The sequence below is a fragment of the Agromyces seonyuensis genome (assembly GCF_009789225.1).
GTDB lineage: Bacteria > Actinomycetota > Actinomycetes > Actinomycetales > Microbacteriaceae > Agromyces > Agromyces seonyuensis.
The window spans coordinates 1-23,883 of record NZ_WSTA01000062.1; the positions used below are offsets into that span (position 1 = coordinate 1).

A 23,883-nucleotide genomic window follows, 5' to 3' on the forward strand; every position below is an offset into this window, starting at 1 on the left:
GGCTGGGACGGCGGCGGCTACCGGCACGCCATGCCCGTCGCCGCCGAGCCGGGCGCCGACGTCGTGTTCGCCGTGCAGGCCAAGTGCCCGGCGGGCATCGAGGACCGCGAGCTGCTCGTGGAGCGGCTCGCCGAAGCCGCCGCCGCGGACCCGTCGCGGCGCGTCGTCGTGAAGGTGCGCGCGCGGGCCGGCGAGGCGCAGACCCACGCGGAGACCTTCGACCTCGGCGACCTCGTCGGGGCCCTGGGGGAGCGCGCCCCGGCCAACCTCGTCGTCGCCGACGGGCCGATGGATGCCGCCCTCGCGGGCGCCGGCGCCCTCGTGACCGTGAGTTCCACAGCCGCGCTCGAGGCGCTCGCTCGCGGGCTGCCGGTGCTGCTCCTCGACGACTGGGGCGTCTCCGACCGGATGATCAACACCGTCTTCACCGGCAGCGGGCTGTTCGGCTCGACGTCCGAGCTGGTGGAGGGGCGATTCCGCCGCCCGCGCATCACGTGGCTCGCCGACAACTACTTCCACGGCGCCGCCGCCGACGACTGGATGCCCCGTCTCGACGCACTGGCCGACCTCCGCGATGCGGGCGGGCTCCGGAAGCCGGTCCGTCGCCACGGTCGGGCGGGCGGCGCGCTGCGCCGGGCGTGGGAGCGCAAGCTCCAACTGGGCGACCACGACCGCTCGCTCACGGGGAGCGCGGCCTACGCGCTCGGCGTGCCGGCCCGCGGTCTCGTGCGGGGCGTGCGGCGGCTGCGGCGCCGGCTCGAAGCCCCCGTGGCGACCACCGCCTGAGCGTCAGTCGACGGGCGCGGTGTGCTCGGCGACGTGGACGACGTAGGCCGCGGCGTTGCGGACCAGCGCCTCGCGCTCCTCGGGGGAGAGCTCGCGGCGCACCTTCGCGGGCACGCCGGCGACGAGTGAACCGGGCGGCACGACGGTGCCCTCGAGCACCACGGCGCCCGCGGCGACGAGCGAGCCCGCGCCGATGACGGCGCCGTTCAGCACGGTCGCATTCATGCCGATGAGGCTGCCGGCCTCGATCGTGCAGCCGTGGAGCACGGCGCCGTGGCCCACGGAGACGTCCTCGCCGACGTACAGGGGGAAGCCGGTGTCGACGTGGCAGACCGCCGTGTCCTGCAGGTTCGCCCGTGGCGCGAGGGTGATGGTCGCCGCCTCCGCGCGCAACACGGCGTTGTACCAGACGCTCGATCCGGCCCGCAGTTCGACGTCGCCGACGACGACGGCGCCCGCGGCGACGAACGCCTCCTCGGAGACGCGCGGTGCCGGGATGCCGGCGAGCTCGATGATGCGGGCGGAGGGGTCGGCGCTCATCCGGCCAGGTTAGCGCTGCGACCCGCTGGTCGAGCAGGCGGGCCGGCGCCGCTGGTCGAGTCGGCGCGCCGGCGCCCGCTGGTCGAGTAGGCGCGCCGGCGCCGTATCGAGACCCCGCAGGGCGCCGCACCCGGTCTCGATACGCTCCTTCTTCCCTACTCGACCGGCGGGGTGGTCGCTACTCGACCAGCGGGGTGGTCGCTACTCGACCGGCGGGGTGGCCGTCCTCGACCGGCGGAGTGCGCGAACTAGGATGCCCGCATGCCCGACACCCCCTCGCATCCCGCCGTCGACCGCGTCGCCGCGTCGCTCGCGGCGCACGGCCTCGCCCCCGAGATCGTCTGGTTCGACGGCGCCGTCACGACGGCACAGCTCGCGGCCGACGCCCTGGACATCCAGGTCGGCCAGATCGCCAATTCGCTCGTCTTCACCCTCGACGGCGAGCCCCTGCTCGTGCTGACGTCGGGATCGCACCGCGTCGACACCGACTGGCTCGGCGGACGTCTCGGCGGCACGATCGGCCGCGCGTCGAAGGAGCTCGTCAAGGAGGCGACGGGACAGGTCATCGGCGGGGTCGCGCCCGTCGGGCATCCGGCGCCGGTGCGCACGCTCGTCGACACGGCGCTCGCCGAGCACGACGTCGTGTGGGCGGCCGCCGGACACGCGAAGACGGTGTTCCCGACGACGTTCGCGGAGCTGGTGCGGATCACGGGAGGCACGCCGACGGCGGTCGTGCCGGAGTCCCTTTAGGCTGATCCCCATGACCTTCCCCACCGGTGAGCAGTACGAGCTCGAGACCTCGACGGCGAGCGGCGAACTCCGGGCCACCATCACTCAGGTCGCGGCGGGCCTGCGGTCCTTCACCGTCAACGGCATCGACCTCGTCCCCGCGTTCCCGGTCGACCAGCCCCACTTCTCGGGGGCGGGCATCGTGCTCGTGCCGTGGCCCAACCGCATCCGCGACGGCAAGTGGTCCGACGAGGGCGTCGAGTACCAGCTCGCGATCACGGAGCCCAAGCTGGGCAACGCCATCCACGGCCTGCTGCGCTACACCGAGTACCAGGTGCTCGAGCGCGAGCGCGAGATGGTGACCCTCGGTGCGACGGTGTACCCGCAGCTCGGCTACCCGTTCCACCTGCGCACCGCGGTGCGCTACGAACTCGTCGCCGACGGCATCCGCGTGACGCACTTCCTCGAGAACCTCGGTGCCGAGGAGGCGCCCGTCGCCGTCGGCACCCACCCGTTCGTGACGATCGGCGACGTGCCGGGCGCTTCCCTCCGGTTGCAGCTCGCCGCGGGCAGCCACATCGAGACCGACGAGCGGCTGCTGCCGACCGCCGAGGTGCCCGTCGCGGGCACCGAGTGGGACTTCCGCGAGCCGCGCGGCGTCGACGCCATCGCGTTCGACGACGCGTTCGGCGAGGCGATCGTCGACGACGACGACCAGGTGGTGCACTCGCTCTCCGCGCCCGACGGCCGCCGCGTCTCGGTGAAGGCCGACGCCGACTTCGGCTACGTGCAGGTCTACGCGACGCGCGCGTTCCCGGGCCGCGAGGGCGATGTGACGCTCGCCGTGGAGCCGATGACGGCGCCCGCCGAGGCGTTCAACACGGGCAAGGGCGTGCACTGGCTGACGCCGGGCGAGGAGTGGGAGCTCAGCTGGGGCATCCATTTCGAGGGCTTCAGCGAGTAGCGCGCGACCCGCTGCACGACACCGCGGAACGGGCGGGCCGAGACGATCGGCCCGCCCGTTCTGCTTGCTCTTGACAAGCATGCTTGCGAAGAGCAAGTTGGTGCTCGACCAAGACGAACCGACCGCAGGGGGAAAACGAAATGTCCGCGACCAACATCTTCGTCAACGTGGCGACCGCCGACCTCGAACGCGCGAAGGCCTTCTACACGGCCCTCGGCTACGGCATCAACCCGCTCTTCTCCGACGAGAACGCGGCGTGCATCGTCGTCGACGAGAACGTCTACTTCATGGTGCTCACGCGCGAGTACTTCGGCACGTTCACCGACAAGCAGGTCGTCGACCCGGCCACGCACGCCCAGGTGCTCACCGCGCTCAGCGCCGACTCCCGCGAGGAGGTCGACCGCATCGTCGAGGCGGGCATCGCCGCCGGCGGCAGCGAGCCGCGCCCCGCCACCGACCTCGGCTTCATGTACTCGCGCGACCTGGAGGACCCGGACGGCAACATCCTCGAGTTCCTCCACATGGTGCCCGAGGCCGTCGACCAGGGGCCCGACGCCTACCTCGCCGAGCACCCCGAGGCCGCGCCGACCACCGGCGCCTGATCGGCCGAGCGTGCCGCGCAGCGCCGGGACGCGCAGCCTCGGGCAGCGCTCGGGCCTCGCTCGTGCCGTCGAGCTCGTCGGCGAGCGCTGGGCGCTGCTCGTGGTGCGCGAATTGCTCGTCGGGCCGCGGCGCTACACCGATCTCAAACGCGGACTGGCGAAGGCGCCGACGAACATCCTGAGCGACCGGCTCGTGCAGTTGCAGGAGGCCGGACTCGTGCGCCGGGTGCCCGTCGCCCGCTCCGGCCTCGCCTACGAGCTCACCGATCGGGGCCGCGCGCTCGAGGACGCCGTGCTGGCGCTCGAACGCTTCGGCCTCGCCGAGCTCGGGGCGCCGGGCGACGAGGATGCCGTGGTCACCCACGACGGCCTCATCACGAGCCTGCGCGCCGCGTTCCGACCCGGGGCCGCCGGGTCGTCGGCCGTGCGGTTCCTCGTGCGCTCGGGCGAGGTCGCCGTCGAGGCGAGCGTGGCCGACGGGACCCTCGACCTCGTCGCCGTGGGGAACCAGGCGCTGCCGGCGCCGCTCCGCGTCGGGGCCCCGGCGGCGGCGGAGCGCAGCGCCGTCCTCGAGGGCGATCCAGCCGCTCTCCTCGTCGGAGACCGGGCCGCGGCGCTCGCCGCGGGTCGCATCCGCATCGACGACCCGGCCGCGCTCGCCGCGTTCGCCGCGTGCTTCGCGGTCGATGCCGTCGGAGCGGGCGACGTGGTCGACGGCGTCGCCTGATCCCCGCGGGGCTCAGCCGGTGCAGGACCCCGTCGAGACCGATGCGCGCAGCTCGGCCGACTGCGCGGCGAGCGGGTCGAGCAGGGAGGGCGCGATCGCGAAGCCGACACCCGAGACCGTCTCGGACTTCGCGAAGACCACGCCGGCGACCGTGCCGTCCATCGTGAGCAGCGGCCCGCCGGAGTTGCCGTGCTCGACGGTGCCGGCGATCGTGACGATGTCGCGCTGCGACTCGGCGCCGTCGACGACGATGCGGGCGACGCCGCTCGAGACGACGTTCGCGGGTTGCAGATCGAGCGGTCCGCCGAGGGGGTAGCCCGCGACGACCGCCTGCGCGCCGATCTCGAGCGGGCTGGACATCGCGAGGGGCGCGAGGCCGAGCCCGTCGGTCGCGATGACCGCGAGGTCGTTCGCCGGGTCGAACGCGACGATGCGGCCCGGCGCGGTCTCGCCGTCGGGCGCCTCGACGAGCGGCGACTCGAGACCGGCGACGACGTGCGCGTTCGTGACGATGCGGTCCTCGGCGACGACGAAGCCCGAGCCCGTCATGCCGACGCCGCACTGATAGGCGGTGCCGGTGATGCGCACGACCGAGTCGCTCGCGGCGAGCACCTCCGGATCGTCGACGGCGAAGTCCGGCTGCTCCGGCGTCTCGGTCGGGGCGTCGAGCACGTCCGCGAGCCACGGCACGGCCTGATCGGTCGCGGCGCCGCGCACCTGGGCGGCCCAGTTCGAGACGGGCTCCGGCGTGACGGCCTCGAGCGCAGCGAGGACGCGGGAGTTCGCGAACGCCGGCGAGACGCCGGGGATGCCCATGGCGCCGATGCCGCCGAAGACGAGGAGGATCGCGAAGGCGGAGGCGACGATGCCGGCCGCCCCGCCGAGGATGCGGTCGAGCCACCCGAGGTGCACCGCCTCGGCGCCGGAGCCGAGGAAGCGGCCGAGCGTGCCGCCGAGGCCCGCGCCGACCGCGAGCAGGAGGACGCCCACGAACACGGTGGCGATCGAGCGCAGCAGCGGGTCGAGCGGCAGCGTCATCACCCACGGCATCGCGAAGAACGCGGCGATGCCGCCCGCGACGAGGCCGATGAGGGCGCCGGCCGTGCGGAAGAGCCCTGCTCGCACCCCGTTGAGCAGGCCGGCGAGCAGGATCAGCAGGAAGACGACGTCGACCAGCCAGTCCCAGGAGCCCATGCCGAGAGGGTAACCGGCCGAGCCGACCGGATGCTCCGCGCCGCACCAGCGCGGCCCGACGCCGACCGTGCCGCGAACGTGCGCCGCCCGGGCGCACGACGAACGCGCCGCCCGGCAACCCCCCACGGTGCCGGACGGCGCGATCGCCGAGCAGTAGTGCGTCAGCTCGTGGGCATCAGCACGGTGTCGATGAGGTACACGGTCGCGTTGGCGGTGTGGACGCCGCCGCAGATGACGGACGCGTCATTGACCATGAGGTCGTCGCCGGAGCCGGTGACCTCGACGGTGCCGCCCTCGACGGTGGTGTGCTCGCCCGCGATCTCGTCGGGCGCGACCTGACCGGGCACCACGTGGTACGTCAGGATCTTGGTGAGCGTCGCCGAGTCGGTCTTGAGCGACTCGATCGTGGCCGGGTCGATCTTCGCGAACGCGTCGTCGACGGGCGCGAAGACGGTGAACTCGTCCCCGTTGAGGGTGTCGACGAGGTCGACGTCGGGGTTGAGCTGGCCGGAGACCGCGGCGACGAGGGTCGTCAGCATGGGGTTGTTCGAGGCGGCGACGGCGACCGGGTCGGTCGACATGCCGACGATGGAGCCGGCGCCGTCGGGCACCGCGTCGGCGTAGGCGGCGCAGCCGGGGCCGACGAGGTCGGCGGCCGGGTCGGCCGTCATGGCCTCCTCGGTGGGCTCGGCCTCCTGCGACATGGCGGGCTCGTCGGACATCGACGAGGAATCGCTCGTGGACGAACAGCCCGCGAGTCCGAGGGCCGCGACGGCGGCGACGGCGAAGCCGGCGAGCAGCGGGCGTGCAGTGATTCGCATGGGTCTACTCCTTCTGGTGGACGACCCGGGGAACCGGGCCGATCACCGGGGGTTCGGGACCCGCGCCGGAACGGATTGGTCGGATTCGCAAAGTTCTCTCCGACCAATCCCGACGGGCGTCGGCGCCGAACCCCTGCCGACCAGGAATCGAGGTTCCCCGTGCTCTCGCTCGCACTCATCGGCTTCGTCGGCGGACTCATCACCGGCATCTCGCCGTGCATCCTGCCCGTGCTGCCCGTCATCTTCCTCTCCGGCGGCGCACAGGGCGCCCGCGTCGACGCCGACGGCGCCGCCCTCGCCCGCCGGAACGCCCGGCCCTACCTCGTGATCGCGGGGCTCGTCGTGAGCTTCAGCGTGTTCACGCTCGTCGGGTCGCTGCTGCTCGCGCTCCTCGGCCTCCCGCAGGACGTGCTGCGCTGGGCGGGGCTCGTCGTGCTCGTGCTCATCGGCATCGGCCTCATCGTGCCGCGCTTCGAGTCGGTGCTCGAGAAGCCGTTCGCGTGGATCCCGCGCAAGGACGTCGGCACCGATCGGGGCGGCTTCCCGCTGGGGCTCGCGCTCGGCGCCGTGTACGTGCCGTGCGCCGGTCCGGTGCTCGCCGCGATCACGGTCGCCGGCTCCACCGGGCGCATCGGCCCCGAGACGATCGTGCTGACGCTGACGTTCGCCGTCGGCGCGGCCATCCCGCTGCTCGTCTTCGCGCTCGCCGGACGGCGGGTTGCCGAGCGCGTGAAGTCCTTCCGCACGCACCAGCGCGGCATCCGCCTGACCGGCGGCATCGTGATGATCGCCCTCGCGATCGGCCTCGTCTTCGACGTGCCGCAGCTGCTCCAGCGCGTGGTGCCCGACTACACGGGCGCCCTGCAGGAGCAGTTCGGCGGGACGGAGGAGGTCGAGGAGGCCCTCGGCCTCGGCGGCCTCGTGACCGACGAGAACCGCGACCTCGACCGGTGCGAACCGGGCGCCGACGAACTCGCCGAGTGCGGCACCGCGCCCTCGATCCGCGGCATCCAGCAGTGGCTCAACACGCCGGGCGGCGAGGCCGTCGATCTCGCGGACCTCCACGGGCAGGTCGTGCTGCTCGACTTCTGGGCGTACTCCTGCATCAACTGCCAGCGCTCGCTGCCGCACGTCACGGCCTGGGACGACGCGTACCGCGACGCGGGGCTGCAGGTCGTCGGCATCCACTCGCCCGAGTACGCCTTCGAGAAGGAGCCGCGCAACGTCGAGGCCGGCGTCGCGAAGTTCGGCATCGACTACCCGGTCGCCCTCGACAACTCGCTCTCGACCTGGACGAACTACCGCAACCGCTACTGGCCGGCCCACTACCTGATCGACGCGGAGGGCACGGTGCGCGCCATCGCGTTCGGCGAGGGGCACTACGCCGAGACCGAACGCCAGATCCGCGAGCTGCTCGAGGATGCCTCCCCGGGCGTCGACCTCCCGGCCCCGACCGAGACGGCCGACGACACCCCCGAGGCGGGTTCCACGACGCCCGAGACCTACCTCGGCACGACGAAGGCGGGCAACTTCGGCGGGACCGAGTCGTACTCGGCCAAGACGAGCGGGTTCGCCTTCCCGGACGACCAGCCGGCCGACTCGTTCGCCCTCGACGGCGCCTGGACGCTCGGCACGCAGTCGATCGCCCCGACCGGACCCGAGGACGCCCGGGTGCGGCTCGAGTACCACGGCAGCACCGTGCAGATGGTGCTCGGCGGGGCCGGCGAGGTCGTCGTCGACGACGGCTCCGGTCCGCGCACGATCGCCGTGTCCGGCGCGCCCGACGCCGTCGTCCTCGTCGAACCGGGCGAGTCCCGCACCGGCTCCCTCACCGTCACCGTCGGCCCCGGGGTCGACGCCTACTCCTTCACGTTCGGATGACCGATGCGACGCTGCTCCGTTCGAGGACCCGGCCGCGGGGTGCGCGGCCCGGCGGGTCTGCCATGCTGGATCGCGTGTCAGGAACCGCCGGGGAGGCCACCCCGCCCGAAACGGCCGAGACGAGCGTCGAGACGCTCCTCGGCGGGGTGGGCTCGGGCGACCGCGCGGCGTTCGGAGAGCTCTACGACCGCACCGCGCCTCGGGTCTTCGGCCTGCTCGTGCGGCTCGTCGTCGATCGCGCGCAGGCGGAAGAGGTGATGCAGGAGGTGTTCCTCGAGATCTGGCAGACCGCTCCCCGCTACGACGCCGCCAAGGGCTCGGCGATCGGGTGGCTCTTCACGATCGCGCACCGCCGGGCGGTCGACCGCATCCGCGCCGCCCAGTCCGCGCGCGAGCGCGACGAGCGCATCGGCGCCCGCGACGTCGACGTGCCCGTCGACACGGTCGCCGAGGACGCGGAGGTGCGCATCGAGCACGAACGCGTGCACGAGGCGCTCGTGCGACTGTCCGACCTGCAGCGCGAGTGCGTGGCCCTGGCCTACTACGGCGGGCTGACGCAGCGCGAGATCGCCGAACGGCTCGAGGTGCCGCTCGGCACCGTGAAGACCCGATTGCGCGACGGGATGATCCGATTGCGAGACCTGCTGGGGGTGACGACATGACCGACGACCCGAACGAGCGGCCCGCCGACGAGTCGGCCGACCGGCTCCGCGCCGAAGCCGAGGCAGCCGCTGCAGCCGACGCGCTCGGCGCGCTCGACGCGGACGACCGCGCCGCCTACCTCGAGGCGCTCGCCGCATCGCCGGAGGCGCAGGCCGACTCGGCGGCGTTCGGCGAGACGGCCGCACGGCTCGGCGCGGCCGTGCCCCCGATCGACCCGCCGTCCGCGCTCAAGGACGCGATCTTCGCCCGTCTCGACGACGTGCCCCAGCTCGCGCCGGAGCCCGCTCCGGTCGTCCCGACGGCCGTGCCCGCCGCGGTGCCCCACGACGAAACGCCGCGGGCGCCGGCTTCCGAGCCCGGGGCTGTCCCGGACTACGCCGTCCCCGGCCCGGCCGAGCTGCGCGCCCGGCGTCGCTGGAGCCCCGTGGCCGTCATCGCCGCCGTCGCGGCGGTCTTCGTCCTCATCGCCGGCGGCGTCGCCCTCGGCGCGGCGTGGACCGGGCCCAACGGGTGGAATGCGCAGCGCCAGCTCCAGGCGATCCTGGATGCCGAGGACGCGCAGACCGCGACGACGACCGCGACCGACGGCGGCGAGCTCGAGCTCGTCTGGTCGGAGGAGGACGGCAGTGCCGCCGTGCGCGTCGAGTCCCTGCCGGCCCCTGCCGAGGGCAGCACGTACGAGCTGTGGTTCATCGGGGGCGACGGAGCGCGCTCCGCGGGCACCTTCGAACCCGCCTCCGACGGCAGCGCCTGGCGCGTGCTCGAGGGCGAGATGTCGGCCGGCGACGTCGTCGGCGTGACGGTCGAACCCGACGGCGGCTCGGTGCAGCCGACCACCGACCCCATCGCGGTCCTGCCGAGCTGAGCCGACGCGACCGTCGGCCGTCGGACGCGGTCCGGACACCGGTCGCGGCGCCAGACCGTGCATCCTCGACAATCGCGCCCGGCCCGGCGCGCGCGGCGCTGGCGGTTCCCGCGAACCCCGCGCCGCGCGCGCGGAGCCGTGGGTTAGGGTGCCGGAGTGCCGCCGACGAGCGGCCCCGGCCCGGCCGGACGAACGCGAAGGAGCGGCGGATGCGCGTCGGCATGATGTTGGACTACTCGGGCGGGTTCCGCGAGGTCGCGGACGAGGTCGCGGACCTCGAGCGGGTCGGCGTCGAGCTCGTCTCGGTGCCCGAGGTCTACACGTTCGACGCGCCGAGCGCGCTCGGCTACCTCGCCGCGAAGACCGAGCGGATGCAGCTCATGAGCGCGATCATGCAGCTCTACACGCGCACCCCCTCGCTCACGGCGATGACGGCCGCCGGCCTCGACTACGTCAGCGACGGCCGCTTCACGCTCGGCCTCGGCGCCTCGGGCCCGCAGGTCATCGAGGGCTTCCACGGCGTGCCCTACGACGCCCCGCTCGCGCGCACCAAGGAGGTCGTCGAGATCTGCCGCCAGGTGTGGCGCCGCGAGCCCGTCGTGCACGCGGGCCGCAAGTACACGATCCCGCTGCCCGCCGACCAGGGCACCGGCCTCGGCAAGCCGCTGAAGCTCATCAACACGCCGGTGCGCGCGGACATCCCGATCGCGATCGCCGCCCTCGGCCCGAAGTCGGTCGAGCAGACCGCCGAGATCGCCGAGGCCTGGCTGCCGATGTGGTTCGTGCCCGAGAAGGCGCAGGACGTCTGGGGCGGCGCACTCGCGGCGGGCGGCGCCCGCCGCGACGCCGCCCTCGGGGAGCTCGACGTCATCGTGAGCCCGCCGCTGGCCATCACCTCGTCGCCCGAGCGCGTGTACCCGTTCGTCAAGCCGACGCTCGCGCTCTACGTCGGCGGCATGGGCGCGAAGGGCAAGAACTTCTACCACGAGCTCGTCTCGTCGTTCGGCTTCTCGGCCGAGGCGGACCGCATCCAGGAGCTCTACCTCGCCGGCCGCAAGGACGAGGCGATCGCCGCGGTCCCCGACGAACTGGTCAAGGCGGTGTCGCTCATCGGCGACGCCCACGAGGTGCGCGACCGCGTGCAGGCGTTCGCCGAGGCGGGGGCGACCTCGTTCACCGTGCACCCCCTCGCCCGCGACGCCGCGAGCCGGCTGGCGCTCATGGGTGCGTTCCGCGAATTGGTCGACTGACGCTCTGCCGTCGGTCGAGCAGCGAAGCGCATCGAGACCCCGCAGCCCGCCGTTCGCCCCCACGCCCGTGCCGCTGCGCCACGTTCGCGATCGCCGCGCCCCCATTTCTGGCGCGGCAGCGGAGAATGGGGCGCGACGGCGGCTCGGCGGCAGGTCGAGGGGAGTCCAGGGGGCGGATGCCACGACCGGGTACGCTCTCGGTATCCCCACCGCCGTCCCCTCGGACATCCGGAACCGACTGGAGCCCGCCCCGCATGCTCGCACTGCTCGCCGCCCTGCCCATCGAGGTCCACCCGCAGAAGGGTTACGACGGCTTCATCGGATGGGTGCTCGGCCTCATCGAACTGCTCGGCGAGGTCGGCGTCGGCCTCGCGGTGCTCATCGAGACGTTCGTCCCGCCGATCCCGAGCGAGGCGATCCTGCCCGCCGCGGGCTTCCTCGCCTACGAGGGGCGCATGAACTTCTGGCTCGCCTGGGCGGCGGCCACCCTCGGCGGCCTCATCGGCGCGTGGGTCTGGTACTGGATCGGCGCGGCCCTCGGCCGCCGTCGCACGCGCTGGTTCGTCGGCAAGGTGCCCCTCATGGAGGAGGCAGACTTCGACCGCGCCGAGGCGTTCTTCCAGAAGTGGGGCGGCGTCGCCGTCTTCCTCGGTCGCTGCGTGCCGCTCGTGCGCTCGTTCATCTCGATCCCCGCGGGCATCGAGCGGATGAACCTCGGCAAGTTCACGCTCTACACGTTCCTCGGCTCGGGCATCTGGAACGGCATCTGGATCGGCCTCGGCTTCGCCTTCGGACCGGTCATCAAGCCCATCCTCGAGCAGTGGAGCGGCATCATCTCCGACGCCGTCCTCGTCGTCATCGCGCTGCTGATCCTCTGGTTCATCGTCGTCCGCGTCATCCGCCTGCAGAAGGCCAAGCACCTCCCGGGCGAGGAGCCGGCCCTCGCGGACGGGGTCGACCGGCCCATCGGCTCCGAGCCGAGCGCGACGGCCGAGCCCCGCACGGCCGCCGACCCCGCCGACCTCCCCGACCCGGAACGCCGCACGGGGGAATGATCCCGCGCGTCAGCGCTTCGTGACGACGACGCGGACGACGTCGCCGAGGTCCTTGCCGAGGCGGGCGCGCACCTTCGCGTTGAGCGAGATCATGTGCCCGCCGGTTCCGGTGACCATGGCGCCGACGTTCTCGAGCGCGACGTCGTCGACGAGCGCGTCGACCCGCACGGTCTTGCCGGTGCCGAAGAACTCCGCGGATCCGGGGATCTCGACGCACGTCCACTGCTCGCCCTTGACGTCGACGCCGATGGGCGCCTCGAAGCGCAGTTCCCGATCGCTCATGGCCGCGAGCCTAGGCGGGCCGCCGCGCGGCCGTCAGCCCCAGACGACGCGGTCGAGGGGCTCCCGGTCGGCGCGGATGCCGAGTTCGTCGGGGCGGACCTCCCAGCCGGCGATCGCGTCGAAGCGCACGCCGGTGCGGTCCGCGAGCTCGTCGAAGCCGATCGCGAAGGTGTCCCAGCCGCGCAGCGGCAGGAGCCCCTCGCCGAGTCGGTCGAGGGACTGCGCGAGCACGAACGCCTGCGCGCTCGGCACGCCGTCGAAGTCGTACGCGAAGAGCTTCCAGAACGCGGTCGGGATGGCGACGTCGCGGTAGCGCGGGTCGTCGTCGCCGAACACGGGCCCGCCGAAGAGCGAGATGCGCTGCCGTCCGAGTTGCGCCTCGGCGAGGAGGTCCTCCTCGAGCCGCCCCCAGAGCCCGCCGCGGGAGGCCTGATTGAAGTCGTTCATCTGCGGGGTGATGTTCGTGAAGCAGAACGAGTCGGTGTTGGCCTGCGCCGCGTCTTCGCCCCAGAGCAGGTCGGCCCGCCGCGCGACGTGCCCGCGGTCGAGGTCGTTGCCGGCGTAGAGGTCGTTCAGCAGCTGCGCCGATGCGGGGATGCGCGGGTCGGGGTGGAAGCGCTCGCCCTCGCGGCCGATGCGCCCGTCGAGGTCGGCGCCGTCGATGTTCCACGCGACCACCCGTGCCATGCGCCGCTCGACGCTCATCGAGAGCGAGAAGTGGGCGTAGTCGAGCCAGTCCGAGCCGCCGGCGTCGAGCGCATCGGCCTGCGCAGCAGCGTCGAACGTCGGCAGCGGGGTCGGGTCGTCGAGGAACGCCGCGTCGAATCCGGTCATCGGGATGCTCCGTCCGTCGTCTCGGCCGTGCGGCGCAGATCCTCGAGGATGCGCCCCAGCGAGTCGTCCTCGACGCGGAACGAGGGCGAGGTACCGGTCGCGCCGAGCGCGACGAGCGTGCGATCCAGGATGCTCCGCGTCCGCGCCTCCCGCGCGAGCGCTTCGTCGGCGGCCCGTTTGCTCGCGCGGGCGATGAACCAGCTGACGACGGCGACCGCCGCGCCGAGCAGGGTCACCGTCGCGCCGATGCCGTTGAACACCAGGTTCCACACGTCGAAGAGATCGCGTTCCACGGCGCCAGGTTATCGAGCGGCGCCGACGCCGCGCAGCGGCTCAGCCGAAGACGAGCAGGCCGAGGGCCGCCGCGCCGAGGCCGAGCACGAGCATCCCGCCGCTGTGCGCGATCGCCGCCCACGGCCGGCGCTGCCGCACGAGCCGGGCCCCCTCGACCATGGCGGTGCTGAAGGTGGAGTAGCCGCCGAGGAACCCGACGCCGAAGATCGCGGCGACGGCGCCCGGGGCGGTGACGGCGGCGGTCCAGCCGGTCAGGAGCCCGAGCAGGAAGCACGCGGTCGTGTTGACGACGATCGTGCCGAGCGGGAACGAGGTGCGGTTCCAGCGGGCGACGAACGTGTCGACGAGGAAGCGCGCGGCGGCGCCGAGACCGCCGGCGAGGGCGGCGAGGAGCAGCGTCATGCGGCATCCTCCTCGGGCGCCGTCGACGGCGCCGCCGTCGGGCGCAGGGCGCCGGCCAGGAGCATCCCGGCACCGGCCGCGACGAGCCCGGCGAGGATGCTGACGAGCGCGTACGCGAACCCGAGCGCGGGCGCGGCGCCGAGGAGGCGATCGGCCTCGACCGAGAACGTGCTGTAGGTCGTGAAGCCGCCGAGCACGCCCGTGCCGACGCCGAGGCGGAGGCTGCGCCGCAGCCCCTCGTCGGGTCCGCCGCGGGCGAGCGTCTCGAGCAGCAACCCGAGGAGGAAGGCGCCCGCGAGGTTGATCGCGAACGTCGTCCACGGCCACGCGCCCGAGGCGGCGGGCCACACAGCCTCGAGCACGAACCGCAGGGCGACGCCGAGGCAGCCGCCGAGGAAGACGAGGAGCGCCGAACGCGCGAGTGCGCCGCCGCTCACTTCGCCCACTCGTCGGAGGGATCGGCCCAGTCGACGACGGCGATGGGGATCGTGAGCACGGGTCGGTGCTGGTGCTGGGCGAGATGGGCGGCGAGCGAGCCGGCGAAGAGTTCCGCGATGCGACGGGCGGCGCCTGGATGCCGGGCTCCGACGATGAACACCGACGCGTCGACCGCGCGGGCGAGGTGGGTGAGGGCGCGGTCAGGGCGGCCGGCGAGGTAGTGGAAGGCCCAGCGCACGCCCGTCGGATCCAGCAGCGCCGCGAGCCGCGCCCGCAGGTCGGCTTCCGTGTCGCGCCAGCCGTCGTCGGCCGCATCCGGCTCGAGGCCCTCGTGCCGCACCGACCCGTCGCGGCCCTCGGCGACGACGACGCGATCGGGATCGACGTAGGCGAAGTGCAGGGCCGAGGCGCCGACGGCGAGCGCCCAGTCGACGGCGGCGAGCACGACGAGCTCGGACTGCCCGGGCTCGATGCCGACGACGGCCGGATGCCCGGCGAACGGCACCATCCGTTCGGGGCGGGGCTGCGGCACCTCGGTCACGGCGACCCCCTCGCGACACTGGGCCCGACCGAGCGGCCGAGCGCGACGGTGCCCCCGGAGAATTCCGACATCTCGACCCACGGATTAAAAGTCCGTTGCTCTGCCTCTGAGCTACGGGGGCTGATCGGCACGGCGCGGGCCGCGCGATCTCCCAGCAGTTTAGGCCATCGGCTGAATCAGCCGACGATCCGAACGGCGGATGCCCCGCGGGAACGCGTCCCGCGGGGCATCCGGATTCGATCGATCAATGCCCCCGGAAGCGGTTGCCGAAGAACTTCCCGAAGTCGTCGTTCCAGTGACCGTGCCACTTGCCGTGCCAGCCGCGGCCGGGATTGCGCACGTCGACGGTGACCAGCTGCGAGACGCCGGTCGGCGACATGATGTCCGCCCCGATCCAGAGCGTGCTGCCGCTCAGTGCGATCGCGCCGGGCGAGGGCACCGAGACGAGCGGCTTCGCCGTCGTGCGGCCCGGGCGCACGACGGAGATCTGTCCGCCGCGGTCGGCCCCGCCGCTGATCTCGGAGATGTACGCCGTGCCGTCGCGGGCGATCGCGAGCCCGGTCGGGCTCGACAGGCCAGTGACGACGGCCCTCGGCGTGCCGCCGCGCGGGTCGATCCGCCACACGGTGCCGCGGGATCCCGCTGCCGGGTCCTCAGTGCCGCCGGGGAGGGTCGTCACGTACAGTCGGCCGTCCTGGCCGATCTCGACGTCGGTCGGCACAGGCTCGGCGCTGTAACCGTGGCCGACGACGCACTCGGGCCACGGGGTGGTGGCGCGGAGCTCCTCGGTGACGACGACCGGCGCGGCCGGCGGCAGGACGGCGACCGTGCGGACCGCGCCCTTCGGCGAGATCGCGACGATCGCGTTGATGCCGGCGTCGGCGACGTAGACCGTGCCGTCCCGTCCGACGGTCGACGCGTACGGGTGCGTGTCGAGCACGCCGGTGTACGTCGGCATGCCGAGCGGCGGGAACTCCGGGAACGGGACGAACTGCGATGCGCAGTCGGCCGGCAGATCGAGGAAGCCGTAGGTGTTGACCTGGTCGGGGTTCGCCGCCGCCTCGTAGGCGGCGAGATCGGCGACCTGGCTACTGGTGGTGCCGGTGCGCTTGGTGAGCACGGCGCTGGAGTGGTCCATCGCGACCTGGAAGTAGTAGATCGACTTGCCGGCGACCGACGGGGCGGAGAGCTCGAACCCCGGTGCCGCGGCGATCTCGCTGAGCGCGCCCTTCCGATCGACGGCGTTGAGCGCGCCGAGGAAGTTCTGGGTGAGGAGCACGCCGCCGGATGCCGTGGCGGCGAGGCCGAGCGGCGTGACGAGGCCGTCGGCGACGACCGACGGTGTCGGCGGGGTCTGCCCGCCGCCGCCGCCGGCGGCAGCGGGAGCGGCGAGCCCGAGCGTGGCCGTCAGTGCGACGGCGGCCCCGAGCGCGATGGCGCGGAACGGCATTGTTCGACCTTTCGATTCGGTTGCGCCGCGGGAGTGGGGGACTCGGCGGCTGCAGAGTATTCCTCATCTTCATCGCTGTCGAGACGCAAAGGGACGACAGAGCCGATGCACAGGGAACGGCAGGGGCCCGGGCCGGTCGCCTTCCACGCGGAGTAAAATCTCCGGAATGTCCGACGAGAAGTTCCCCCGACCCGTCAAGTTCACGCCGGGACGATTCGCCGCGTTCGTCGGCTCGGAAGACCCGGCCAACATCAACCGCATCGCCCACGAGACGGCCGTCGCGCTGCTCGCCCGCGTGCGCACCGACCCCGATCCCGAGGTCGTCGGCCGGCTCGTGCGCTACACCGACGAGCACGGCATCGACGAGATCGCCGAGCTCTGGTCGCAGGCCGCGGCCCGCAGCCTGCCGGGGGCGCTCTGGCGCCTCTACCTGCTGCGCACGCTCATCACGCAGGACCCCGAGGGCATCGCCTTCGCCTTCCGGCGCGGCACCGAGGTCTCCACGACGATCGACGAGGTCGTCGCGGGAGCGGCCGCTCCGACCGGGCCGAGCGAGGTGGTCGAGCTCGCCGACCGCATCCTGCACGGCGTCTTCGCGGGCGACTTCGCGACCGCGCTCGACCGCGCCGCGGCGTTCTGCCGGGTGTGCGCCGCGGGCCAGGCGAGCCTCGCCGACGACGCCGATGCGACGGATGCCGCCCACCCCGGCCGCTCCGGCGCCCTCACGACCCGCGCGCTGCGTCTGACCGACCTCGCCGACGACCTCGCCGCGTGCGGGCGCCTGGAGCGACGGGGCTCGCTCGACTGACGCGGCTTCCGGAGCCGGGAATCGGAGAATCGGCTGAGCGGGGAATGCGCGGCCCCCGGCTTCCGTTAGACTCCTACGGCCGGGCCGCAGTAACCCCGGGCTCCAATACTTGCCGCTTCGAGCGGCCTTGCGCCGAGAGGCGTTTCTGCGGTCCGGCTTTTCCATGCCTGGAAACCTGCAACCCGACGGCGACGACGCCCCGGCCGAGAGGATGCCCGTGCGCGCGACCAGCACCGCCCAGTTCGAGGCCGCGGCCGCGCGCGGGCTCCCGCCCGTCGAAGAGGTCCGTCCGGGCGTCCACGCGGTGCCGCTCGTCATGCCGGGGCAGCCGCCGTTCAGCTACGCCTATCTGATCGAGGGCGTCGACGGCGCGGTCGCCGTGCACGACCCGGGCTGGGACTCGGACGAGAACGCCGCCCGGCTCGCCGACGCGCTCGCGAGCATCGGCAAGGGGCTCGAGGACGTGTCCCTCATCACCGCGAGCCACCAGCATCCCGACCACCTCTGCGGAGCCGCACGGCTCCGCGCCGCGAGCGGCGCCCGTATCCTCCTGCACGAGCCGGAGGCCGCCGCGCTGCGCTCGCCCGACCGCCCCGACGACGAGTCGGCGCCGTGGCGCAAGTGGGGAATCCCGATCACGCGGCTGCCCGGCCTCGCCGCCGGGCTCGCCGCCCACGCGCCGCGCGTGCGGCTCGCCGACGTCGACGGCACCCTCGTCGACGGCGAGGCCCTCCCGATCGCGGGGCGCACCATCCGCGTCGTGGCGACGCCCGGGCACACGTCGGGCCACATCTGCCTGCTCGACGAGGCCTCCGGCGTCGTCTTCACGGGCGACTCGGTGCTGCCGACCGTGAACCCCGGCATCGGCCTCGGCGGGTGGATGCCCGAACCGATCGCCAGCGCGCTCGACTCGCTCGAGCGCGTCGCGGCCCTCGGGGATGCGGGCGCCGACGAGGCGCTGCCGGGCCACGAGTACCGGTTCGACGGGCTCGCGGAGCGGGCGCGGGCGCTCCGCGACCACCACCTGCGTCGCGCCCGCGAGGTCGCCGCGGTCGTCGAGTCCGACCCCGACCTCCGCATCTGGGACATCGCGTCGCGGCTGACCTGGTCGGCGGGATTCGAGGGCCTGCGCGCCCTCAGCCTGGCGTCGGCCCTCGCGCAGACCGCGATGCACCGCAAGTTCGTCGCCTCCGAGGCCGGACGGGCGCGCCTCGGCTGAGTTCCCGGTGCGGCGCGCGCCCGGTTGCCCGGACGCTCCGAGCTGCCCGTCACCGCGGCAGTTCGATCCGCGTCCGCAGACCGCTCGGCGAGAACACGGCGACCTCGCGACCCGGTCGGACGCGAGCGTCCGACTCCGCGAAGCGTGCGAGCTCGTCCTCGGCCTCCGCGTCGCCCGCGTCCGCGTCCACGGTGAGCCGGGCGAGCCGATCGGCCAGGTCGGCCGCGGCCGCCTCGACCGGTCCGCCGAACGACGCCATCGCCCCCCACTCGTCCCAGAGCAGGGTCTCCGTGCCGAAACGATGCACGACGTCGGCGATGACGTAACCGTGGACGAACCATTCGCCGGCCACGTCGGCACCCGGGAAGACGCCGTAGCGACCGGGGTCGGCTCGGCCGGCTCGGATGGCGATCCACGCTTCGGCGGCCGTCTCGAAGGGAGCGTCCGACCCGGTCGGGAGATCGGCGACGTCGAAGCCGCGCGAGCCCGGCGCGAGCTCGGGATCGAGGCGGCACCAGCGTCCCTCGGTGTCGTCCCAGCGCTCGACGACGACGTGATCGTGCCGGAATCCGGGGGTGAAGTAGTCGGCGAACCCCAGACGGCTGCGGGCGGGGATGCCGTGCTCGCGGAGGACCCCGACGGCGAGCAGCGCGTGGTCGCGGCAGCATCCGCCCACCTTCGCCTCCGCCGCCCGCGGTGCGGTCAGCGGACCGGCTGCACGCTCGACGGCGGCGTCGAGGATCGACGCGAGGGTGCGGCGGTCGATGTCGGCCAATTGCGCGGGCGTCGGCTCGCCCTCGGCGCGGTAGTGCCGGATCGTCGCGGTCGCCGCCGCGCGCAGGGCGGCCGGGTCGGGGTCGACGGCCGCGAGCAGGGCCCGGTGGGTCCCGGGATCCGAGGCGGGCGAGTGCGCGGCGACGGCGTCGGCCGCGGACGGCCGGAGTGGAGCGGGACGGGGTGACGTGGATTCCATACCTGCGATTGTTCGCCTGGCCCCTGGGGCCGGGTCAACCGGCGCCGGCGGCCACGTCTCCCGCGATCGGCAGCGCGACGTCCAGGACGATCGCGTCGGGGTCCTCGCTCCACGGCGACGGGTAGCGCTCCCGGGGATCGTCCGTCGCGCCGCCGACGGCGTTCGCCACGCGGCGCACGGCGTCGTAGAACTCGAGGATGCGGGGGTAGCCGACATCGCGGCGTCGCACGTCGACGACGGCCAGCCGCCGTGCGGGTTCGGCGCGCAGCACGATGTCGCCCACCGGGTCGGCGCGTCCCGTGTACGGCACGCAGACCTCCACGAGACCGGCGAGCCCGAAGCCGACCGGTGAACGGAAGACCGCCCAGTGCTCGCCGGACGGGCGTGCGCCGGCGGCTCGGAGGACCGCGTCGGTCGCCAGTCGGTCCGCCACGAGGCTCGCGACGAGGTCCGGCTGCTCGAGCCGCCTGGAGACGGCTGCGACCGTGCGCGCCGGCGCGGTCTCGATGCGGACGAGCGCGTCAGGCACCGGGGCGCCGGGACCGGCGACGAGACGGTCGACGAGCTGGCTGCGTCGCGCGAACTCGGCGGCCTGCCCCGCCTGCCAGGCGAGGATGCCGTCACGGAGCGCGTCCGGCTCGCCCTCGAGCAGCGTCCGGATCTCGGCGAGCGGCATCCGCAGGCGACGCAGCAGTCCGATCGCCCGGGCCCGTTCGAGTTGCGCCGGCGCATACCGGCGATAGCCCGTCGCCGGGTCGACCGATTCGGGCACGAGCAGCCCGCCGACCTCGTAGAGTCGCAGCGCCTTTCGCGTCAGGCCCGACGCGCGTTCGAAGGCCGAGGGGCCGAGTCCGTCCACGATCTCGACCGTACCGACGCGCGCGTAGCATCGACACCATGTCCGAGACCGTCACCCTCCTCGTCGACCCCGCGCCCGCCGATGCGTCGGGCGATTTCGCCGCGACCTTCCGCGAGGTGGATGCCACCGAGCCCGCCGTGCGCGTCGGCGACCTCGCCGGCCAGCGCGGCGACGGCGTCTTCGAGACGATCGCGTTCGTCGACGGGCACGCGCAGGAGGTCGGCCCGCACCTCGCGCGGCTCGCGAACTCGGCCCGCATCTGCGAGCTGCCCGAGCCGAACGCCGCGCAGTGGCGGCAGGCGATCGAGACCGTCGGGGCGAAGCTGCCGGCGACGGGGGAGTTCGGCATCAAGGTCATCCTGAGCCGCGGCGTCGACCGCGGACCGGCGCCCACCGCGTGGATCACGGCGAACCCCGCGGCCGACCAGACCGCGGTGCGCACGCAGGGCGTCGAGGTCGTGACGCTCGACCGCGGCTACGCGCGCGACACGGCTGAGCGCGCCCCGTGGCTGCTGCTCGGCGCGAAGACGCTCTCGTACGCGACGAACATGGCGGCGATCCGCGAGGCCCACCGCCGCGGCGCCGACGACGCGGTGTTCGTCTCGAGCGACGGCTTCGTGATGGAGGGACCGACCTCCTCCGTCATCCTGCGCTCGGGCGGCGTCTACGCGACGCCCTCGCCCTCGGGCGCGATCCTGCACGGCACGACGCAGTTGAGCCTCTTCGACCACCTCGCGGCCGAGGGGCGCACGGTCGAGTATCGCGACATCCGGCTCGAGGAGCTGCTCGCCGCCGAGGCGGCCTGGCTCGTGTCGAGCGTGCGGCTCGCGACGGCGATCACCGCGATCGACGGCGTCGCCTTCCCGGCCGATCTCGCCGAGACGGCCGGGTTCAACGCGTACCTGCTGACCCCGCGCGACTGACGGGGGCCGGCCGGTCGAGGCGCTCATCCGGTGCTCCTCGACCGGCGTTCCGGCGCGGGGGTCTCGATACGCTCCTTCGTCGCTACTCGACCGGCGGGGACTCCTCCGGCGTTCCGGCCCGGGGGTCTCGATACGCTCCTTCGTCGCTACTCGACCGGCGCGTCTGCCTCCGCGGGCTCGATCGCGCCGATGACGGCGGCGGCGACCGCGAGCGCGACGCGCTCGTCGAGGGCGCTCGGCACGATCCTGTCCGCGGCGAGCTCGGCCGACGTCACCTGGTCGGCGATCGCGGCGGCCGCGGCGAGCTTCATGGCCGTCGTGATGCGGGTCGCCCCGCCGTCGAGGGCGCCGCGGAAGATGCCGGGGAACGCGAGCACGTTGTTGATCTGGTTCGGATAGTCGCTGCGGCCCGTCGCGACGACCCTCGCGTGGCGGGCGGCGACGTCCGGGTGCACCTCGGGGTCGGGGTTGGAGAGCGCGAAGACGATCGCGTCGTCCGACATCGTGGCGAGCAGCTCCTCGGCGACCGTGCTCGAGGAGACGCCGATGAAGACGTCGGCACCCGCGAGCGCCTCGGCGAGGCCGCCGGCGAGCTCGCGCGGGTTGGTGCGCAGCGCGTACGAGGCCTTGACGCCCTCGAGGTCGCTGCGCGAGGGGCCGAGGATGCCGCGCGAGTCGAGCAGCACGACGTCCCTCGCGCCGGCCTGCACGAGGATCTCGGCCACGGCGATGCCGGCCGCGCCCGCGCCGGAGATCACGATCTTCAGCGAGGGGATCGTGCGGCCGACGACCTTCGCGGCATTGGTCAGGGCGGCGAGGGTGACGACCGCGGTGCCGTGCTGGTCGTCGTGCATCACGGGCATGTCGAGCGCCTGGATGAGCTTCGCCTCGAGCTCGAAGCAGCGCGGGGCGGAGACATCCTCGAGGTTGACGGCGCCGAAGCTCGAGCGCAGGCGCACGAGCGTCTCGACGATCTCGTCGACGTCGTTCGTCTCGAGCACGAGCGGGATGGAGTTCAGCCCGCCGAAGCGCTTGAAGAGGGCCGACTTGCCCTCCATCACGGGCAGCGACGCGCTCGCGCCGATGTCGCCGAGCCCGAGCACGGCGCTGCCGTCGGAGACGACGGCGACGAGCCGGCTCGCCCACGTGTACTGGGCGGCGGTCTCGGGGGCGGAGTGGATCATGCGCGAGACCTGGGCGACGCCGGGCGTATAGGCGATGGAGAGGTCGCGCTTGGTCTCGAGGGGCGCCGACAGCGCGATGTCGAGCTTGCCGCCGTCGTGCGCGGCGAAGATCTCGGCGTCGGTGAGGGGGATGGGGGAGCGGCCCGTGGCGGTGCGGTCGGTGCGGGGCTCGGCGGGGTGGATGCTCATGGTGCGTCCGTTCGTTCGACGACGGTGCCGCGGACGCGCGGCCACGCCCGGGCTGGGTGGGAGACCGGTCGGCGGGGACGGCGTCTGCCGATACGGCGGCGCGCGGTCGATCGGTTCGGGCGGCGACGCGGTGGGCGTCGGCTCGCTTCGGGCTCGCCACGGGTGGGGTTCGCGGCTCGGCGCGAGGGGTGATTCGCGTGCCGAGTGCGTCGAAACTATCAGCGGACGTCTCCGACCGGACCCCGCGAGCGTGCATCCGAAGCGGGAAGATCGTGCATTCTTTCGCGCACGCGAATTGCGCACGGATGCCGCGGGGCGACGCGAGCGTTGCGGCGGCGGTGCCCCGAACGGGGGAGTTGTGCATTCGCCATGGATACCCCTGGTGCTGACTTTGTTCGGATTGCTAACATACTGCTCACGCGCGGGACGACGGGGCGAGCGGAGGCCGGGATGGGCGCTGCAGCAACACCGGGACGAAGCGGTGCGCTCCGGAGGCCGGCGCAGCCGGACCTCGACGCCTTGCCCCCGCTCCTCGCCCGGCTGCAGGCCGCCGGAGCGCCGACCGCCCCCCATGTCGCGGCCGTCGTCGCCGCCGCCCTCGCCGGAGACGGCGAGGCGATCGACGAGGCGATCCGCGGGCTGCGACCCGCGCAGCGGCTCGGGCGCGAGGCCCTGCCCGACCCGTTGCCGTGCGGTCCCGCCGTCGAGGCCGCGGTCGGCGGGCTCGGCCGCGCGCTCTCGCCGTGGGAGCGCCGGGTGCTGCTCGCCGCCTCGGTCGCCGTCGTCGACCGCATCGACGCGATCCTCCTCGCGCTCGGCCTCACGATGGCCGACGTCGTCGGCTCGCCCGTGAGCGGCTGCCTCCGGCTGACGGCCGGCCGGTTCGCGTTCGTCGACCCCCGGCTGCGGTGCTGGGCGCACGACAGCGCGAGCGTCGCCGAGCGTACCGAGGTCCACGCGCTGCTCGCCGACGCCTACGCGCGGCTCGGCGACGAGCCCCGAGCCGTCTGGCACCGGGCGCTCGCCACGCTCGAGGGCGATCCCGCCCTCGTCGAACCGCTCCTCGCGCTCGCCGAGGCGGCCGACGAGGCGGGCGACGCGGAGTGGGCGCACGCCGTCGCCCGCGAGGCCGAGAGCCACGCCGACGGAGTCCCGACGGCGAGGGCCGCGCTCGTCGCCGGCGTCGCCGCGCTGCACGGCGGGCTGGTCGACGACGCCGTCGTGTGGCTCGGCGAGGCCGCACTCGACCCGGTGGCCCGCGAGCGCGCCCTCCCGCTCCTGCTGCACGCGTCGGCGCTGCGCACGGGACTCGTCGCCGACGCCGAGCTCGACGAACGCCTGGAGGCCGGGCCGCCGCCGTCCGCCGCGGCGCTCGCACGCGCCTGCGCCGACGCCGCACGCCACCATGCC

General features: G+C 73.8%; 27 protein-coding genes and 1 tRNA gene. 14 read left to right on the top strand and 14 right to left on the bottom strand.

The window, feature by feature from the left end; all coding sequences use genetic code 11:
• The coding region (locus GB864_RS13015) for a DUF6716 putative glycosyltransferase (RefSeq protein ID WP_336603991.1) at positions 1-786 on the top strand (786 nt) is incomplete at its 5' end.
• Between the two features lie 3 nt (positions 787-789).
• Here the strand turns inward: GB864_RS13015 and GB864_RS13020 are convergent.
• Positions 790-1,326, bottom strand: coding sequence for a gamma carbonic anhydrase family protein (locus tag GB864_RS13020; protein WP_160425724.1), 537 nt, complete (start codon positions 1,324-1,326; stop codon positions 790-792).
• A gap of 261 nt (positions 1,327-1,587) precedes the next feature.
• Between GB864_RS13020 and GB864_RS13025 the strand changes: the two genes are divergently transcribed.
• From GB864_RS13025 to GB864_RS13040, 4 genes are all read left to right on the top strand, one after another.
• Positions 1,588-2,076: a YbaK/EbsC family protein gene (locus GB864_RS13025; protein ID WP_160425726.1), complete on the top strand. Its 489-nt coding sequence runs from the start codon at positions 1,588-1,590 to the stop codon at positions 2,074-2,076.
• Positions 2,077-2,086: 10 nt separating this feature from the next.
• Positions 2,087-3,019 carry an aldose 1-epimerase family protein gene (locus GB864_RS13030; protein ID WP_160425728.1) on the top strand — a complete coding sequence of 311 codons (933 nt, stop codon included), beginning with the start codon at positions 2,087-2,089 and terminating at the stop codon, positions 3,017-3,019.
• Positions 3,020-3,159: 140 nt separating this feature from the next.
• Positions 3,160-3,621 (top strand): VOC family protein, encoded by a 462-nt coding sequence (locus GB864_RS13035; RefSeq protein WP_160425730.1) that lies wholly within the window; start codon positions 3,160-3,162, stop codon positions 3,619-3,621.
• A gap of 10 nt (positions 3,622-3,631) precedes the next feature.
• Positions 3,632-4,348 carry a winged helix-turn-helix transcriptional regulator gene (locus GB864_RS13040; protein WP_160425732.1) on the top strand — a complete coding sequence of 239 codons (717 nt, stop codon included), beginning with the start codon at positions 3,632-3,634 and terminating at the stop codon, positions 4,346-4,348.
• A 12-nt stretch (positions 4,349-4,360) separates the two neighbouring features.
• Here GB864_RS13040 and GB864_RS13045 read toward each other — a convergent pair whose 3' ends face one another.
• Positions 4,361-5,542 carry a MarP family serine protease gene (locus tag GB864_RS13045; protein ID WP_160425734.1) on the bottom strand — a complete coding sequence of 394 codons (1,182 nt, stop codon included), beginning with the start codon at positions 5,540-5,542 and terminating at the stop codon, positions 4,361-4,363.
• A gap of 161 nt (positions 5,543-5,703) precedes the next feature.
• Positions 5,704-6,363, bottom strand: a complete 660-nt coding sequence (locus GB864_RS13050) for a fasciclin domain-containing protein (RefSeq protein WP_160425736.1) — start codon at positions 6,361-6,363, stop codon at positions 5,704-5,706.
• A 159-nt stretch (positions 6,364-6,522) separates the two neighbouring features.
• On the opposite strand from GB864_RS13050, the gene GB864_RS13055 reads away from it, so the two are divergent.
• From GB864_RS13055 to GB864_RS13075, 5 genes are all read left to right on the top strand, one after another.
• Entirely contained in the window at positions 6,523-8,244 is a 1,722-nt protein-coding gene (locus tag GB864_RS13055) for a cytochrome c biogenesis protein CcdA (RefSeq protein WP_160425737.1), read from the top strand.
• Between the two features lie 62 nt (positions 8,245-8,306).
• Positions 8,307-8,906, top strand: coding sequence for an ECF RNA polymerase sigma factor SigK (gene sigK, locus GB864_RS13060; RefSeq protein ID WP_160425739.1), 600 nt, complete (start codon positions 8,307-8,309; stop codon positions 8,904-8,906).
• A complete protein-coding gene (locus tag GB864_RS13065) occupies positions 8,903-9,772 on the top strand; it encodes an anti-sigma factor (RefSeq protein ID WP_160425741.1) in 870 nt (289 codons plus the stop codon). The genes sigK and GB864_RS13065 overlap by 4 nt, the downstream gene beginning before the upstream one ends.
• Positions 9,773-9,981: 209 nt before the next feature.
• Positions 9,982-11,022 (top strand): LLM class F420-dependent oxidoreductase, encoded by a 1,041-nt coding sequence (locus GB864_RS13070; RefSeq protein WP_160425743.1) that lies wholly within the window; start codon positions 9,982-9,984, stop codon positions 11,020-11,022.
• A gap of 254 nt (positions 11,023-11,276) precedes the next feature.
• Positions 11,277-12,077 (top strand): DedA family protein, encoded by an 801-nt coding sequence (locus GB864_RS13075; protein WP_236779097.1) that lies wholly within the window; start codon positions 11,277-11,279, stop codon positions 12,075-12,077.
• Positions 12,078-12,086: 9 nt separating this feature from the next.
• On the opposite strand, the gene GB864_RS13080 is transcribed toward GB864_RS13075, so the two are convergent.
• From GB864_RS13080 to GB864_RS13115, 8 genes are all read right to left on the bottom strand, one after another.
• Positions 12,087-12,359, bottom strand: coding sequence for a DUF1905 domain-containing protein (locus tag GB864_RS13080; protein WP_160425745.1), 273 nt, complete (start codon positions 12,357-12,359; stop codon positions 12,087-12,089).
• A 33-nt stretch (positions 12,360-12,392) separates the two neighbouring features.
• Positions 12,393-13,193: a DNA/RNA non-specific endonuclease gene (locus GB864_RS13085; protein ID WP_160425747.1), complete on the bottom strand. Its 801-nt coding sequence runs from the start codon at positions 13,191-13,193 to the stop codon at positions 12,393-12,395.
• Entirely contained in the window at positions 13,190-13,486 is a 297-nt protein-coding gene (locus GB864_RS13090; protein WP_160425749.1) for a hypothetical protein, read from the bottom strand. The genes GB864_RS13085 and GB864_RS13090 overlap by 4 nt, the downstream gene beginning before the upstream one ends.
• A gap of 40 nt (positions 13,487-13,526) precedes the next feature.
• Complete coding sequence (locus GB864_RS13095) at positions 13,527-13,889, bottom strand: fluoride efflux transporter FluC (protein WP_160425751.1); 363 nt, start codon at positions 13,887-13,889, stop codon at positions 13,527-13,529.
• A complete protein-coding gene (locus GB864_RS13100) occupies positions 13,886-14,326 on the bottom strand; it encodes a CrcB family protein (RefSeq protein ID WP_160425752.1) in 441 nt (146 codons plus the stop codon). The genes GB864_RS13095 and GB864_RS13100 overlap by 4 nt, the downstream gene beginning before the upstream one ends.
• Positions 14,323-14,868 (bottom strand): universal stress protein, encoded by a 546-nt coding sequence (locus GB864_RS13105; RefSeq protein ID WP_336603994.1) that lies wholly within the window; start codon positions 14,866-14,868, stop codon positions 14,323-14,325. Before GB864_RS13105 ends, GB864_RS13100 begins: the two co-directional genes overlap by 4 nt.
• Positions 14,869-14,917: 49 nt before the next feature.
• Positions 14,918-14,989 (bottom strand) — tRNA-Lys (locus tag GB864_RS13110).
• Between the two features lie 123 nt (positions 14,990-15,112).
• Complete coding sequence (locus GB864_RS13115; protein ID WP_160425754.1) at positions 15,113-16,318, bottom strand: ScyD/ScyE family protein; 1,206 nt, start codon at positions 16,316-16,318, stop codon at positions 15,113-15,115.
• 166 nt (positions 16,319-16,484) lie between these two features.
• Here GB864_RS13115 and GB864_RS13120 point away from each other — a divergent pair, with 166 nt between their 5' ends.
• Both GB864_RS13120 and GB864_RS13125 read left to right on the top strand, forming a co-directional pair.
• On the top strand, positions 16,485-17,126 hold the full coding sequence (locus GB864_RS13120; RefSeq protein ID WP_160425756.1) for a DNA-directed RNA polymerase subunit beta: 642 nt from the start codon (positions 16,485-16,487) through the stop codon (positions 17,124-17,126).
• Between the two features lie 217 nt (positions 17,127-17,343).
• Complete coding sequence (locus GB864_RS13125) at positions 17,344-18,345, top strand: MBL fold metallo-hydrolase (protein ID WP_336603995.1); 1,002 nt, start codon at positions 17,344-17,346, stop codon at positions 18,343-18,345.
• Positions 18,346-18,394: 49 nt separating this feature from the next.
• Here GB864_RS13125 and GB864_RS13130 read toward each other — a convergent pair whose 3' ends face one another.
• Positions 18,395-19,318 (bottom strand): transglutaminase-like domain-containing protein, encoded by a 924-nt coding sequence (locus tag GB864_RS13130; protein WP_160425758.1) that lies wholly within the window; start codon positions 19,316-19,318, stop codon positions 18,395-18,397.
• A gap of 34 nt (positions 19,319-19,352) precedes the next feature.
• The gene (locus GB864_RS13135) at positions 19,353-20,177 is read right to left on the bottom strand and encodes a MerR family transcriptional regulator (protein ID WP_160425760.1); all 825 of its coding nucleotides are present in this window, start codon (positions 20,175-20,177) and stop codon (positions 19,353-19,355) included.
• A 38-nt stretch (positions 20,178-20,215) separates the two neighbouring features.
• Between GB864_RS13135 and GB864_RS13140 the strand changes: the two genes are divergently transcribed.
• A complete protein-coding gene (locus GB864_RS13140) occupies positions 20,216-21,100 on the top strand; it encodes an aminodeoxychorismate lyase (protein ID WP_160425762.1) in 885 nt (294 codons plus the stop codon).
• A gap of 146 nt (positions 21,101-21,246) precedes the next feature.
• Here the strand turns inward: GB864_RS13140 and GB864_RS13145 are convergent, their stop codons facing one another.
• On the bottom strand, positions 21,247-22,473 hold the full coding sequence (locus GB864_RS13145; protein WP_160425764.1) for an NAD(P)-dependent malic enzyme: 1,227 nt from the start codon (positions 22,471-22,473) through the stop codon (positions 21,247-21,249).
• 450 nt (positions 22,474-22,923) lie between these two features.
• On the opposite strand from GB864_RS13145, the gene GB864_RS13150 reads away from it, so the two are divergent.
• The coding region (locus GB864_RS13150) for a hypothetical protein (RefSeq protein ID WP_202107211.1) at positions 22,924-23,883 on the top strand (960 nt) is incomplete at its 3' end.